This window comes from Microbacterium sp. (assembly GCF_036823965.1).
Taxonomy (GTDB): Bacteria; Actinomycetota; Actinomycetes; order Actinomycetales; family Microbacteriaceae; genus Microbacterium.
On record NZ_DAITBE010000007.1, the window covers coordinates 169,980 to 183,848 of the forward strand.

Genomic DNA, 13,869 nt, shown 5'->3' on the forward strand with positions numbered 1-13,869 from the left:
AGAACCCCAAGGGGTGAGGCGTTCCCGAGGCTCCCAGGCAGTTCTCAATAGAATTCTGACGTGACGTCGAATTCGCAAGCCGATCCCCTCATCGGGCGGCTTGTCGACGGCCGGTACCGGGTACGAGCCAGGATCGCCCGCGGTGGCATGGCCACCGTGTACGTCGCGACCGACCTCCGGCTCGAACGCCGCATCGCCCTGAAAGTCATGCACGCCCACCTCAGCGATGACTCGGCGTTCCAGAGCCGGTTCATCCAGGAGGCCCGCTCGGCAGCGAGGCTGGCCGACCCCCACGTCGTCAACGTCTTCGATCAGGGGCAGGACGGCGAGCTCGCCTACCTCGTGATGGAGTACCTGCCGGGCATCACGCTGCGAGAGCTCCTGCGCGAGCAGAAGCGACTCACGATCCCGCAGACCATCACGATCATGGATGCCGTGCTCGCCGGGCTCTCAGCGGCCCACCGCGCCGGCATCGTGCACCGCGATGTGAAGCCCGAGAACGTGCTCCTCGCCGAGGACGGCCGCATCAAGATCGGCGACTTCGGCCTGGCCAGGGCGACGACGGCGAACACGGCCACCGGCCAGCAGCTGCTCGGCACCATCGCGTACCTCGCACCCGAGCTCGTCACCCGCGGCACCGCCGACGCGCGCAGCGACATCTACGCGCTCGGCATCATGCTCTACGAGATGCTCGTCGGCGAGCAGCCGTACAAGGGCGAGCAGCCCATGCAGATCGCCTTCCAACATGCGACCGAGTCAGTGCCGCGTCCGAGCGTGCGCAATCCTGCCGTTCCCGAGCCGCTCGACGAGCTCGTGCTCTGGGCGACGGAGAAGTCACCGGACGAGCGCCCGGACGACGCGCAGCAGATGCTCGAGCGGCTTCGCGAGATCGAACGCGATCTCGGCATCACGCCGGCGCGCGCGGCAGCGACCACGCAGGCGATGCGCTCGCACTCCGATTCGGGAGACCTCACCAAGGTCATGCCCAGCAGCAGCACGATGGTCATGCCCGGCGCGACGGCGCCCTCTCCGCAGGCGATCGACAATGCGACCATCCTGCGCCGTCGCGCCGCCAAGCGGCGAGCACGCGGCGCCTTCCTGCTCACGCTGGTGCTCCTGTTCGCCGTGCTCGCAGGCGGCGTCGGCTGGTGGTTCGGCTCCGGTCCCGGATCTCTGGTGGCAGTACCCGACGTCAAGGGACTCAGCTTCGAGGATGCATCGGCCCAGCTCACGGAAGACGGATTCACGCCGGTGCGAGCCGAGGAGAATTCGATCGACGTGGATGCCGGACTGTCGATCCGCTCCGACCCCGATGCGGGCGAGCGGCTCGACAAGGGCACCGAGGTGACCGTGTTCATCTCGCTCGGGCCGGCTTCGCACTCCGTCGAGACCCTGAACGGGAAGACGGCTGACGAGGCGCGGACGCTGCTCCAATCGCTGAACCTGCAGCTGGCCGACGACGTCCCGCTGTACTCGGATGCCGATGCCGGCATCGTGATCAATGCCAGCATCACGCCGCGCTCCGGCGCCGAGGCCTACACCTGCGGTGAGGGCTGCGATGTGCTGGAGGACGACACGGCGACGCTCGTGGTCTCGCTCGGCGGCCTGCCGAACGTGACCGACATGAGCGTCGACCAGGCCACGCAGGCGCTGACGGACAAGCAGCTCACGGTGGTCGCCGAGCGCATCGAGCAGTACAGCGACAGCATCGCCCAGGGCCGCGTGATCGGCTACGCGGATCGCGCCGAAGAGGGCAACTGGCGTCCAGGCGACAACATCCAGCTCATCGTGTCGCTCGGTCCTGAGCTCTTCCCCGTGCCGGACGTCGTCGATCTGACCCGCGACGAGGCGAAGCGCGCGCTCGAGCGCGCCGGCTTCGCGTTCGACTACAACCGCTTCTGGGACGCGGCGCCCAACGGCATGACGCGCGTCGAAGCACAGTCGGCGACCGGCAACAAGCCCAAGGGCACGACGATCACGCTCACCATCGGCGGAGCGTTCTGACCGCTGGGGCACCGACCGCTTGACGGTTCAGCGACCCGTCACTCACCGGCCGTGTGCTCATCGTTCGACCCTGCCTGCTGACACAGCGCCGCCCTCCCCGATCGCTCGGGAAGGGCGGCGTCGTCAGTCCGATCGGCGCTCAGCGCTTCTCGAGCTCCTCGGCGACCAGGAAGGCCAGCTCGAGGGACTGCATGTGGTTCAGGCGAGGGTCGCACAGGCTCTCGTAGCGGGTCGCGAGCGCCGCCTCGTCGATGTGCTCGGAGCCGCCGAGGCACTCGGTGACGTCGTCACCGGTGAGCTCGACGTGGATGCCGCCGGGGAACGTGCCGACTGCACGGTGGGCCTCGAAGAAGCCGCGCACCTCGTCGACCACGTCGTCGAAACGACGCGTCTTGTACCCCGTGGGCGTCGTGATGCCGTTGCCGTGCATCGGGTCCGTGACCCAGAGCGGCGTGGCGCCGGAGTCGCGGACGGCCTCGAGCAGCGGCGGCAGTGCGTCGCGGATCTTGCCGGCTCCCATGCGCGTGATGAAGGTCAGGCGACCGGGCTCGCGGTTCGGGTCCAGCTTGTCGATCAGCGCCAGTGCGGTGTCGGGCGAGGTCGTCGGACCGAGCTTGACGCCGATGGGGTTGCGGATCTTCGAGAAGTAGTCGACGTGCGCGCCGTCGAGCTCGCGGGTGCGCTCCCCGATCCACAGGAAGTGGGCGGAGGTGTTGTACGGCGTGTCCGTACGCGAGTCGATTCGGGTCATCGGGCGCTCGTAGTCCATGAGCAGGCCCTCGTGACCGGTGAAGAACTCGACGCGCTTGAGCTCGTCGAAGTCCGCGCCGGCGGCCTCCATGAACTTGATCGCGCGGTCGATGTCGGCCGCCATGCGCTCGTAGCGCTGGTTGGCCGGGTTCTGCGCGAAGCCCTTGTTCCACGAGTGCACCTCGCGGAGGTCGGCGAAGCCGCCCTGCGTGAACGCGCGGATGAGGTTCAGCGTCGACGCAGCCGTGTGGTACCCCTGCAGGAGCCGACCGGGGTCGGGCTGCCGAGAGACCTCGGTGAAGTCGTAGCCGTTGACGATGTCGCCGCGGTACGCCGGCAGCGTGACGTCGCCGCGGGTCTCGGTGTCACTGGAGCGCGGCTTGGCGAACTGCCCGGCCATGCGGCCCATCTTGACGATCGGCATCGAGGCGCCATACGTGAGCACGACGGCCATCTGCAGCACGGTCTTGATGCGGTTGCGGATCTGGTCGGCGGTCGCGCCCGCGAAGGTCTCGGCGCAGTCGCCGCCCTGCAGCAGGAACGCCTGGCCGGATGCTGCACGCGCAAGGCGCTCGCGGAGGTTGTCGACCTCTCCCGCGAAGACCAGCGGCGGAAGCCCGGCGATCTGGCTGGAGACGTCGGCGACCCGAGCGGAATCCTGCCACTGCGGCTGCTGCTTGATGGGGAGCGAGCGCCACGCGTCAAGGGCGTCGATGTGGTGCTGGAGCATGACCACCAGCCTAGTGGTCGCGCAGGGGTCCCAGACGCGTCAGGAGCGCTGTGTGACGCGGGTCGGGAGCCGGTCCTTCACGGTCGAGGCGTAGACGTCCTCGTAGTGCTGCTCGCCGAGTCGCTGCAGTGCGACCATGATCTCGTCGGTGACGGATCGCAGGATGTAGCGGTCGTTCTCCATGCCGGCGTACCGAGAGAAGTCCAGGGGCTCCCCGATGACGATCCCGACGCGCACGATGCGGGGCAGGCGCTGGCCGATCGGCATGGCGGTGTCGGTGTCGACCATGATCACGGGGACCACCGGAACACGCGCCTCGAGCGCCATCCGGGCGATGCCGGTGCGGCCGCGATAGAGCTTGCCGTCCGGGCTGCGGGTGCCCTCGGGGTAGATGCCGAGGAGGTCTCCCCCGCCGAGCACCTGAAGTCCGGTGTTGAGGGACGCCTCTGAGGCCTTGCCCCCTGATCGATCGATCGGCAGCTGGCCGGTCGCCTTCATGAAGAACTTCGTCGCCCAGCCCTTGGGGCCGCGGCCGGTGAAGTAGTCGCTCTTGGCGAGGAACGACATCCGTCGATCGATCACCAGCGGCAGGAAGATGGAATCGGCGAAGGACAGGTGGTTGCTGGCGAGGATCGCCGCACCGCTCGCGGGCACGTTGTTGCGGCCCACGATCCAGGGACGGAAGATCCCCTTGACCAGCGGACCGATCACGACGTACTTCATCAGCCAGTAGAACATCGAGGTGAAGTCTAGCGCCGCGCCCGGCATCCGCTTCCGCCGTTCTCGATCAGCACGTCGATCCGCGACTGAGTCTCAACACCCATGCGACCCGGTGCCATACCGTAGACTCGATCGCAACCCGTCCCGACCGGTACCGAAGGAGCTGCCATGGTCCAGTTTGAAGTTCCCGCGATCGTCCCAGCCGACCCCGATGCGAACATCGCCGACCTTCTGGTGAAGCGTGTCGAAGCCACACCCGACCGTGCACTGTTCTCGGTTCCGGATGGCGACGGCTGGCGAGACATCTCCGCCGCCGACTTCCAGACCGCGGTGATCGCTGTCGCCAAGGGCTTCGTCGCCGCCGGCATCCAGCCCGGCGAGAAGGTCGGCTTCCTGGCGCGCACCACCTACGAGTGGACGCTGATCGACTTCGCCCTCTTCTATGCCGGCGCCGTGATGGTCCCGATCTACGAGACGAGCTCTCCCTCGCAGATCCAGTGGATCATGGAGGACTCCGGCGCGAGTGCGCTCATCGTCGAATCCCCGGAGCACTTCGCCCGCGTCGACGAGGTGCGCAGCGAGCTCCCCCTCATCCGTCAGACCTGGCAGCTGCACCTCGGCGCCATCGACACCCTCACGGCGCAGGGCGTCTCGGTCGACGACGCCGAGATCGAGCGTCGTCGCCAGCTCGCCAACGGCTCGGACATCGCGACGCTCATCTACACCTCGGGGTCGACTGGCCGGCCGAAGGGCTGCGTGCTGACGCACAGCAACTTCGTCGAGCTGTCGCGCAACTCGGCCAAGGCGCTCGATGCGGTCGTGCAGACGCCCGGCGCATCGACGCTGCTGTTCATCACGACCGCGCACGTGTTCGCCAGGTTCATCTCGATCCTCGACATCCACGCCGGAGTGCGCACCGGACACCAGCCCGACACGCGGCAGCTCCTCCCCGCGCTCGGATCCTTCAAGCCGACCTTCCTCCTCGCGGTCCCCCGCGTGTTCGAGAAGGTCTACAACTCGGCGGAGCAGAAGGCGGAAGCCGGCGGCAAGGGCAAGATCTTCCGGGCAGCCGCCGACGTCGCGATCGAGCACTCGAAGATCGTGGAAGCGGGCGGCAAGGTCCCCTTCGGCATGAAGCTGAAGTTCGCCCTGTTCAACAAGCTCGTCTACAGCAAGCTGCGAGAGGCCATGGGCGGCAACGTCGTCTACGCCGTCTCCGGCTCTGCACCCCTGGGCTCCCGCCTCGGCCACTTCTTCCACAGCCTCGGCGTCGTGATCCTCGAGGGCTATGGCCTCACCGAGACGACTGCCCCCGCGACCGTCAACCTGGCCGACAAGTCCAAGATCGGCACGGTCGGCCCCGCTCTCCCCGGCGTCGGCGTCCGTCTCGCCGACGATGGCGAGATCGAGGTGCGCGGCGTCAACGTGTTCCGCGAGTACTGGAACAACCCGGAAGCCACGGCCGAGGCGTTCAGCGAAGGCGGCTGGTTCCGCACCGGCGACATCGGCAGCTTCGACCCTGACGGCTTCCTCACGATCACCGGACGCAAGAAGGAGATCATCGTCACGGCCGGCGGAAAGAACGTCGCCCCGGCTGCGCTCGAGGACCCGATCCGCGCAAACCCGATCATCGGCCAGGTGGTCGTCGTCGGCGATCAGCGTCCGTTCATCTCAGCGCTCGTCACGCTCGACCCCGAGATGCTCCCCAACTGGCTGTCGAACAATGGCCTGCCCGCAGACATGTCGCTCGCGGATGCCGCGAAGAACGACGCAGTGCGCGCCGAGATCCAGCGCGCAGTGGATGCCGCCAACGGGCGTGTCTCGCGCGCGGAGTCGATCCGCAAGTTCACGGTGCTCGACTCCGAGTGGACCGAGGCGTCCGGGCACCTGACGCCGAAGCTCTCGATCAAGCGCAACGTGATCATGAGCGACTTCGCAGACGAGATCGCCGCGATCTACGACGAGCCCGTCTCGACCACGAACGTCGCGATCGGGGGCTGACCAGCTCACCCGCGGGCCGACCGGCCCCCTTCTCGCCGAACGGCCCCCTTGTGCACGTGCACAAGGGGGCCGTTCGCGTGAAAGGGGGCCGGTCGGCGGAAGCGGGGCTGAGCGGGGCGGAGCGGGGCGCTCAGAACCAGGCGCTCTCGCGCACTTCGCGCATCGCGGTGCGACGGGTGTCGGCATCGAGACGTGACAGGTACAGCTTGCCGTCGAGATGGTCGGTCTCATGCTGGAGCGCCTGGGCGAGCAGCCCCTCCCCTTCGAGCACGACCGGCTGACCGTCGAGGTCGATGCCCTCGACACGCGCCCACGGATGCCGCAGCGCATCGTGCCACAGGCCGGGCACCGACAGACACCCCTCGCCGGTCGGCACCGGCTCGCCGCGCACCTCGGTGAGCACCGGGTTGAGCACGTAGCCGATGTCGCCATCGATGTTGTAGCTGAAGGCACGCACCGCGACGCCGATCTGCGGAGCGGCCACGCCCGCCCGGCCGGGCAGCTCGACGGTCTCGATCAGATCCGCGACGAGTGCGCGGACGCCGTCATCGATCTCGTCGATCGGGGCGCACACGGTGCGCAGCACGGGGTCGCCGAAGATCCGGATCTCGCGAACCGTCATCAGGCGGCCTTCGCCCGCAGGCCCTCGACCAGCAGCGCCGCGAGCTCACGTGCTGCTGCGCGGGTCTCCGGCTGCAGGTGCGCGAACACGATCGTGCCGCCGCCGGCGATCTGCGCGTCGTACGGCATCCGCACGACATGCTTCGCCCTGGTCGCGAAGTGCGACTGCAGCTCGTTCAGGCGCACCAGTGGCGCGCCTGGCGTCGACTGGTTCAGCACCACGACCGCCTCCCGCGCCTGCTCCTCATAGCCGTTGGTCTCGAGCCACGTGAGCGTCTCCGATGCCAGCCGCGCCTCATCGACGCTGAGGCCGGACACGATCACGATCTGATCGGCGAGGTCGAGCGTCGCCGACATCACGGAATGCACGATGCCGGTACCGGTGTCTGTCAACACGAGCGAGTAGTAGTGCGCGGCGACCCCGGCGACATCCCGGTAGTCGCTGTCGCTGAAGGCCTCGGCGATGCGCGGATCCGGGTCGGAGGCGAGCACGTCCAGCCGCGTGGCGTCGCGGGCGACGATGGCGGAGATGTCGTGGTATCCGCGCACCTCGTCGTGGATGCGCACGAGATCGCGCACGGACTTGGTGTGGTTCGGACGCACGACGCGGTCGGCGAGCGTGCCGCGATCCGGATTGGCATCGACCGCGATCACGCGGTCGTCTCGCGCATCGGCGAGGGCCATGCCGAGCAGTGCGGTGATCGTGGTCTTGCCGACGCCGCCCTTGCGCGACAGCACCGGGACGAAGCGGGCGCCACCGACGAGGGGCGCGGCGATGCGAGCCGACAGTGCCTTGCGGTCTTTGGCGCGGCGTCCGTCGCCGATGTTGATGCGGCGTCCCGAGATCGTGTAGAGGAAGTGACTCCACGCCCCCTCCGGCTCCGGCTTCGTCAGTCGATGCGGGTCGAGCAGGCGATCGGCCGTGAGCAGGTCGGCGCTCTCCCTGCCGGACTCGCTCAGTTCGTCGAGTCGCTTCGAGGTGAGGGTGACGTCGGCGCGCGCGGAGGCACGCGTCACCACCGCCTTCTGCGGGGGTGTGGTCACGACACTGATCTCCTTCTCGCTCGGCACCTCGGCGCCGGATGCTGGCTGCTCGACCGGCTCGACGACAGCATCGGCCTTCGCTCTGGCGAGGAACTCGGCAGCGGACCGCTGCTCGGCCGCAGCTCGCGCGTCGTCAGCAGCACGCTGCTGTTCGGCGGCACGCTGTTCGGCTGCACGCTGTTCGGCTGCACGCTGTTCGGCTGCGGCGCGCTGCTCCTCCGCCGCGCGCTGCTCCTCCGCGGCACGCTGCTCCTCAGCCGCACGCGCTTCCTCAGCCACACGCGCTTCCTCAGCCACACGCGCTTCCTCAGCCACACGCGCTTCCTCAGCCGCGCGCTGCTCCTCGGCATCCGCGCCCGCCACATCCTCTGCGCTCGCGTCGGTGTCCACGACCGCGGCTTCGGGCATCCAGGTCGCCTCGATCACCACAGGCTCCTGGAGTCGGTCCTCTTCGACGAGCACGGCATCGTCGATGCTCTCGTCCTGCGCGGGCGCTGCGGTGGACAGCGTCGACTCAGCGGCATCCTCCTCCAGCTCCGCGTGCACGGCAGCCTCTTCGGCTGCTGCAGGCTCCACGGCCGGAGCAGACGCGAGCGCGGACTTCTTCTTCTTGTGCTTCGACTTCGGCTTCACGGTGGGCGCCATGACCGGCTTCACGATGGGCTCGACGTCCGCCGCCTCTGCATCGACCGGCTCGACCTGGTCCTCGGTCACCACGGGCACGGTGACCGAGATCGCGGCCGGCTTCGCGGCAGGGACCGGTGTCACGACCTCGAGCGGGGCCTCGTCGACGATCAGGTCGACGATGACCTCCCCGTCGAGCACTCCGTCGTCGGCGAGGTCGTCGTCCTCCTCCTGCGGAAGGGTGACGCTGACCTGCGCGGTCCCGCTGAGGATGCCGATGGCAGTCGTATCGATGGATGCGGTGTCATCGAGCACCCCCAGCGAGTCCTCCTCGCGGGGTTCTTCGTTGTTCTTCGAGATCACGATGTCGCTCCAAGCCTGTGCGGGGTCTCGGGTGCGCACTGCGCGACCCTCGCCCGCCCAAGATTAGTGCGCTGGGCGGATGACGAGCAAAAGGTCTCCGGCCTCGACCTGCTGCGTGGCCGAGATCGCGAGCCGCTCGATGACGCCGTCGACGGGGGCCGTGATCGCCGCCTCCATCTTCATGGCCTCGATCGACGCGACCGGTTCTCCTGCTCGAACAGTGCTGCCGACCTCCGACTTCACGGTCACGACACCCGAGAACGGGGCCGCCACCTGACCGGGAACGGAGGTGTCCGCCTTCTCGACCTCGTGCGCATCGACCGAGATGGAGCGGTCACGCACGAAGACCGGACGCAGCTGCCCGTTCAGCGTCGTCATGACGGTGCGCATGCCCTTGTCGTCCGCGTCTCCGATCGCCTCGAGTCCGATGAAGAGCTGCACTCCGCGGTCGATCTCGATCAGATGCTCCTGGCCGGCGACCAGCCCGTAGAGGTAGTCGCCGGTGTCGAGCACCGACAGGTCGCCGAACAGCTCGCGCATCTGCGAGAACTCGCGCATCGGCGCAGGGAAGAGCAGCGTGTTCAGGCGCGCGCGGCGCTCCTGGCTCTCGCCAGCGAGTGCTGCCTCGTCCGCTGCGCTGATGTCGGTGAGTCCGGTGCGCACGGTCCTGCCGGCGAGCACCTTCGTGCGGAACGGCTCCGGCCATCCACCGGGCAGTTCGCCGAGTTCGCCGGCCATGAACCCGACGACCGAGTCAGGGATGTCGTACTTCTCCGGGTTCGCCTCGAAGTCCGCAGGGTCGGCCTTCACCGCCGCGAGGTGCAGGGCGAGATCGCCGACCACCTTCGACGACGGCGTGACCTTCGGCACACGGCCGAGGATGCGGTCGGCAGCGGCGTACATGTCCTCGATGAGCTCGAAGTCGTCCGCCAGCCCCAGCGCCTTGGCCTGCTGGCGCAGGTTCGACAGCTGTCCGCCCGGGATCTCGTGGTGGTACACGCGACCCGTGGGTCCGGGAAGTCCGGACTCGAACGGCGCGTACTGGAGACGGACCGCCTCCCAGTACGGTTCGAGGTCCGAGACGTTGTCGAGGTCGAGGCCGCTGTCCCGCTCGGTGTGCGCGAGCGCTGCGACGAGTGCGGAGAGCGACGGCTGGCTGGTCGTGCCGGACAATGGAGCGGATGCCGCATCGACCGCGTCGACGCCGACCGCGCTTGCGGCGAGGAGCGTCGCCAGCTGGCCGCCGGCGGTGTCGTGCGTGTGCAGGTGCACCGGCAGATCGAAGCGCTCCCGCAGCGCCGCGACGAGCTTCGCCGCAGCAGCCGGCCGGAGGAGCCCCGCCATGTCCTTGATCGCGATGATGTGCGCGCCGGCCTCGACGATCCGATCCGCGAGAGCCAGGTAGTAGTCCAGCGTGTACAGATCCTCAGCGGGGTCGAGCAGGTCGCCGGTGTAGCAGAGGGCGACCTCGGCGACGGCGGTCCCCGTGCGGCGCACCGCCTCGATCGCCGGTCGCATCTGCTCGACATCGTTCAGCGCGTCGAAGATGCGGAAGATGTCGACGCCGCTCGCTGCGGCCTCGGCGACGAAGGCGTCGGTGACCGCCGTCGGGTACGGCGTGTAGCCGACCGTGTTGCGCCCGCGCAGCAGCATCTGGATCGCGACGTTCGGGAGCGCCGCCCTGAGCTTGTCGAGCCGCTCCCACGGATCTTCGCCGAGGAAGCGCAACGCGACGTCGTACGTCGCCCCGCCCCAGGCCTCGACCGAGAGCAGTCCTGGCGTCAGCTGGGAGATGTACGGGGCGGCGGCGACGAGATCCTTCGTGCGCACCCGTGTCGCGAGCAGCGACTGGTGGGCATCGCGGAAGGTGGTGTCGGTGATCGCCAGCGCGGTCTGCTCTCGGAGGCTGCGGGCGAATCCCTCAGGTCCGAGCTCGAGCAGGCGCTGTCGGGACCCGGGGACGGGCTCGGCGGTGAGGTCGACCGTCGGCAGCTTGGTGCGGGGGTCGACCGAACCGGGGTGCGCGCCGTGCGGCTTGTTCACCGTGACGTCGACGAGCCAGTTCAGGATCTTGGTGCCGCGATCCTTCGATACGCGTCCCCGCAGCAGATCAGGGCGCTCGTCGATGAACGAGGTGCTCACATCGCCGGCGATGAACGCCTCGTCCTCGAGCAGCGCCTGCAGGAACGGGATGTTCGTGGAGACGCCGCGGATGCGGAACTCCGCCAGCGCTCTGCGAGCACGGGCGACGGCCGCCGGGAAGTCGCGACCGCGGCAGGTGAGCTTCGAGAGCATCGAGTCGAAGTGCGGGCTGATCTGTGCACCCTGATGCACGGTGCCGCCGTCGAGACGGATGCCTGCCCCACCGGGCGAGCGGTACGTGGTGATCTTCCCGGTGTCGGGCCGGAAGCCCTGCGTCGGATCCTCGGTCGTGATGCGGCACTGCAGGGCCGCTCCGCGCAGATGCAGATTCTGCTGCTGCAGGCCGAGCTCGGCGAGCGTCTGGCCGGCGGCGATGCGCATCTGGCTCTGCACGAGGTCGACATCCGTGACCTCCTCGGTCACGGTGTGCTCGACCTGGATGCGCGGGTTCATCTCGATGAACACGACCTCGCCGGTGCGCTCCCCCGCCGTCTCCAGCAGGAACTCGACCGTGCCCGCGTTCTCGTAGCCGATCGAGCGTGCGAACGCGACCGCGTAGCCGTGCAACGCGCTGCGCACGCTGTCGTCGAGGTTGGGGGCAGGAGCGATCTCGACGACCTTCTGATGACGCCGCTGCACCGAGCAGTCCCGCTCGAACAGGTGCACGGTCTCGCCGGTCTTGTCGGCGAGGATCTGCACCTCGATGTGTCGCGGCCGCACGACGGCCTGCTCGAGGAACATCCGCGCATCGCCGAAGGCACTGGCGGCCTCGCGCATCGCCTCGGCGAGGGCCGGTGCGAGCTCGTCAGCGGTCTCGACTCGACGCATTCCTCGACCGCCGCCGCCGGCGACTGCCTTCGCGAACAGCGGGAAGCCGATGTCCTGCGCCTGGGCGACGAGCGCCTCGACGTCGTCGGATGCTTCGGTCGACCGCAGCACGGGGACGCCGGCCTCGACAGCGTGGCGCTTGGCCTCGACCTTGTTGCCTGCCATCTCGAGGACGTTCGCCGGAGGACCGATGAAGACGATCCCGTTCGCCGCCGCCTGCTCTGCGAGGTCCGGGTTCTCCGAGAGGAAGCCGTAGCCCGGGTAGATCGCGTCTGCGCCGGCCTCTCGTGCGACGCGGATGATCTCGTCCACGCTCAGGTAGGCGCGGACCGGATGCCCCCGCTCGCCGATCTCATAGGCCTCGTCCGCCTTGAGCCGGTGCATCGAGCCCCGGTCCTCGTACGGGAAGACGGCCACCGTCTTCGCACCGACCTCGAATGCGGCACGGAAGGCACGGATCGCGATCTCGCCGCGGTTGGCCACAAGGATCTTCTTGAACATGCACACCTCTGAAAGCTCGATGTGCGGCGCATTCGACGCACATGGGGCGGGGCTGAGTGTTCCCTCAGCCTAGAGGAAGGTAACGTGGAGTCCGTGCACGTACTCAGCGTCAGCTCCCTCAAGGGAGGCGTCGGCAAGACCACGGTGACCCTCGGCTTGGCCTCAGCGGCCTTCGCCAGGGGTGTCCGTACCCTCGTCGTCGACCTCGACCCGCAATCCGACGTGTCGACCGGCATGGACATCCAGGTCGCCGGCCGCCTCAACATCGCCGATGTCTTGGCGAACCCGAAGGAGAAGGTCGTCCGACAGGCGATCACCTCCAGCGGATGGGCGAAGGTGCACCCCGGCACCATCGATGTCCTCATCGGCAGCCCGTCGGCCATCAACTTCGACGGCCCGCACCCGAGCGTGCGTGACGTGTGGAAGCTCGAAGAAGCCCTCGCCGCGGTGGAGGCCGACTACGACCTCGTGCTCGTCGACTGCGCTCCCTCGCTCAACGCACTGACCCGCACGGCCTGGGCCGCCAGCGACCGCGTCATGGTCGTCACCGAACCGGGCCTGTTCTCGGTCGCCGCCGCTGACCGCGCGCTCCGCGCGATCGAGGAGATCCGCCGAGGACTCTCGCCTCGTCTGCAGCCGCTCGGCATCGTGGTGAACCGCGTCCGCCCGCAGTCGATCGAGCACCAGTTCCGCATCAAGGAGCTGCGCGACATGTTCGGTCCGCTCGTGCTCGCACCCCAGCTTCCGGAGCGCACCTCGTTGCAGCAGGCGCAGGGCGCCGCCAAGCCGCTGCACATCTGGCCCGGCGACTCCGCTCAGGAGCTCGCCGCAGACTTCGATCAGCTGCTCGACCGCATCATCCGCACCGGACGCATCGCCGTCCCGGAGGTCGGCGCCCAGAACTGATCATCCACGCGCACAGTGAAACGGCCACTCTCGACATCGAGGGTGGCCGTTCTTCGTGAGGTGTTGGTGCCCGTGGCGTCAGGCGGAGCGCTTGGTACGGCGTGCCGACAGCTCGTCGACAGGATCGGGTGCCGTGGCGTCGAACTCGACGAGCGTGGACTCGACCTCACGCAGGACCTTGCCAACCGCGATGCCGAAGACGCCCTGGCCGCGGCTGACCAGGTCGATGACCTCGTCGTTCGAAGTGCACAGGTAGACCGAGGCGCCGTCGCTCATGAGCGTCGTGCCCGCCAGATCACGGATGCCCGCACGGCGGAGCTCCTCGACCGCGGTGCGGATCTGCTGCAGCGAGATGCCCGTGTCGAGCAGGCTCTTGACCAGCTTGAGCACGAGGATGTCGCGGAAGCCGTACAGGCGCTGCGAGCCGGAGCCGCTCGCGCCGCGGACGGTGGGCTCCACCAGCTCGGTGCGAGCCCAGTAGTCCAGCTGACGGTACGTGATGCCGGCGGCACGAGCGGCGACCGCACCACGGTAGCCGACCTCGTCATCCATCGCCGGCAGACCGTCGGTGAAGAGGAGTTCGGTCACGAACTGAGGGTCTCCCCCGAGCTCATCCGCATTCATCTGAAGTCCTC

General features: G+C 68.4%; 9 protein-coding genes. 3 read left to right on the plus strand and 6 right to left on the minus strand.

The window, feature by feature from the left end; genetic code table 11:
• Positions 1 to 60: 60 nt before the first annotated feature.
• Entirely contained in the window at positions 61 to 2,004 is a 1,944-nt protein-coding gene (pknB, locus tag V7Z82_RS13370; RefSeq protein ID WP_334152032.1) for a Stk1 family PASTA domain-containing Ser/Thr kinase, read from the plus strand.
• Between the two features lie 139 nt (positions 2,005 to 2,143).
• Here pknB and V7Z82_RS13375 read toward each other — a convergent pair whose 3' ends face one another.
• Together V7Z82_RS13375 and V7Z82_RS13380 are read right to left on the minus strand one after the other, a co-directional pair.
• The gene (locus tag V7Z82_RS13375) at positions 2,144 to 3,484 is read right to left on the minus strand and encodes a class II 3-deoxy-7-phosphoheptulonate synthase (RefSeq protein WP_334152033.1); all 1,341 of its coding nucleotides are present in this window, start codon (positions 3,482 to 3,484) and stop codon (positions 2,144 to 2,146) included.
• 39 nt (positions 3,485 to 3,523) lie between these two features.
• Positions 3,524 to 4,222 carry a lysophospholipid acyltransferase family protein gene (locus V7Z82_RS13380; RefSeq protein ID WP_334152034.1) on the minus strand — a complete coding sequence of 233 codons (699 nt, stop codon included), beginning with the start codon at positions 4,220 to 4,222 and terminating at the stop codon, positions 3,524 to 3,526.
• 150 nt (positions 4,223 to 4,372) lie between these two features.
• Between V7Z82_RS13380 and V7Z82_RS13385 the strand changes: the two genes are divergently transcribed.
• A complete protein-coding gene (locus V7Z82_RS13385; protein WP_334152035.1) occupies positions 4,373 to 6,205 on the plus strand; it encodes an AMP-dependent synthetase/ligase in 1,833 nt (610 codons plus the stop codon).
• A 130-nt stretch (positions 6,206 to 6,335) separates the two neighbouring features.
• Here the strand turns inward: V7Z82_RS13385 and V7Z82_RS13390 are convergent, their stop codons facing one another.
• Genes V7Z82_RS13390 through V7Z82_RS13400 form a run of 3 tightly spaced genes read right to left on the minus strand, consistent with a single transcriptional unit; the run spans position 6,336 to position 12,328 of the window.
• Positions 6,336 to 6,827 carry a peptide deformylase gene (locus tag V7Z82_RS13390; RefSeq protein WP_334152036.1) on the minus strand — a complete coding sequence of 164 codons (492 nt, stop codon included), beginning with the start codon at positions 6,825 to 6,827 and terminating at the stop codon, positions 6,336 to 6,338.
• Positions 6,827 to 8,896, minus strand: a complete 2,070-nt coding sequence (locus V7Z82_RS13395) for a MinD/ParA family ATP-binding protein (RefSeq protein ID WP_334152037.1) — start codon at positions 8,894 to 8,896, stop codon at positions 6,827 to 6,829. The genes V7Z82_RS13390 and V7Z82_RS13395 overlap by 1 nt, the downstream gene beginning before the upstream one ends.
• Positions 8,897 to 8,920: 24 nt before the next feature.
• Complete coding sequence (locus tag V7Z82_RS13400) at positions 8,921 to 12,328, minus strand: pyruvate carboxylase (RefSeq protein WP_334152038.1); 3,408 nt, start codon at positions 12,326 to 12,328, stop codon at positions 8,921 to 8,923.
• Between the two features lie 93 nt (positions 12,329 to 12,421).
• On the opposite strand from V7Z82_RS13400, the gene V7Z82_RS13405 reads away from it, so the two are divergent.
• Positions 12,422 to 13,234: a ParA family protein gene (locus V7Z82_RS13405; protein ID WP_045280814.1), complete on the plus strand. Its 813-nt coding sequence runs from the start codon at positions 12,422 to 12,424 to the stop codon at positions 13,232 to 13,234.
• Between the two features lie 78 nt (positions 13,235 to 13,312).
• Here the strand turns inward: V7Z82_RS13405 and V7Z82_RS13410 are convergent, their stop codons facing one another.
• Positions 13,313 to 13,858, minus strand: a complete 546-nt coding sequence (locus V7Z82_RS13410) for a MerR family transcriptional regulator (protein ID WP_045279938.1) — start codon at positions 13,856 to 13,858, stop codon at positions 13,313 to 13,315.
• Positions 13,859 to 13,869: the final 11 nt, after the last annotated feature.

Bases quoted from the DNA above. Each gene is read 5' to 3' on its own strand.
- V7Z82_RS13390 (WP_334152036.1), bottom strand. From the start codon at position 6,827: ATGACGGTTCGCGAGATCCGGATCTTCGGCGACCCCGTGCTGCGCACC.
- V7Z82_RS13410 (WP_045279938.1), bottom strand. From the start codon at position 13,858: ATGAATGCGGATGAGCTCGGGGGAGACCCTCAGTTCGTGACCGAACTC.
- V7Z82_RS13375 (WP_334152033.1), bottom strand. From the start codon at position 3,484: ATGCTCCAGCACCACATCGACGCCCTTGACGCGTGGCGCTCGCTCCCC.
- V7Z82_RS13380 (WP_334152034.1), bottom strand. From the start codon at position 4,222: ATGTTCTACTGGCTGATGAAGTACGTCGTGATCGGTCCGCTGGTCAAG.
- V7Z82_RS13385 (WP_334152035.1), top strand. From the start codon at position 4,373: ATGGTCCAGTTTGAAGTTCCCGCGATCGTCCCAGCCGACCCCGATGCG.
- V7Z82_RS13400 (WP_334152038.1), bottom strand. From the start codon at position 12,328: ATGTTCAAGAAGATCCTTGTGGCCAACCGCGGCGAGATCGCGATCCGT.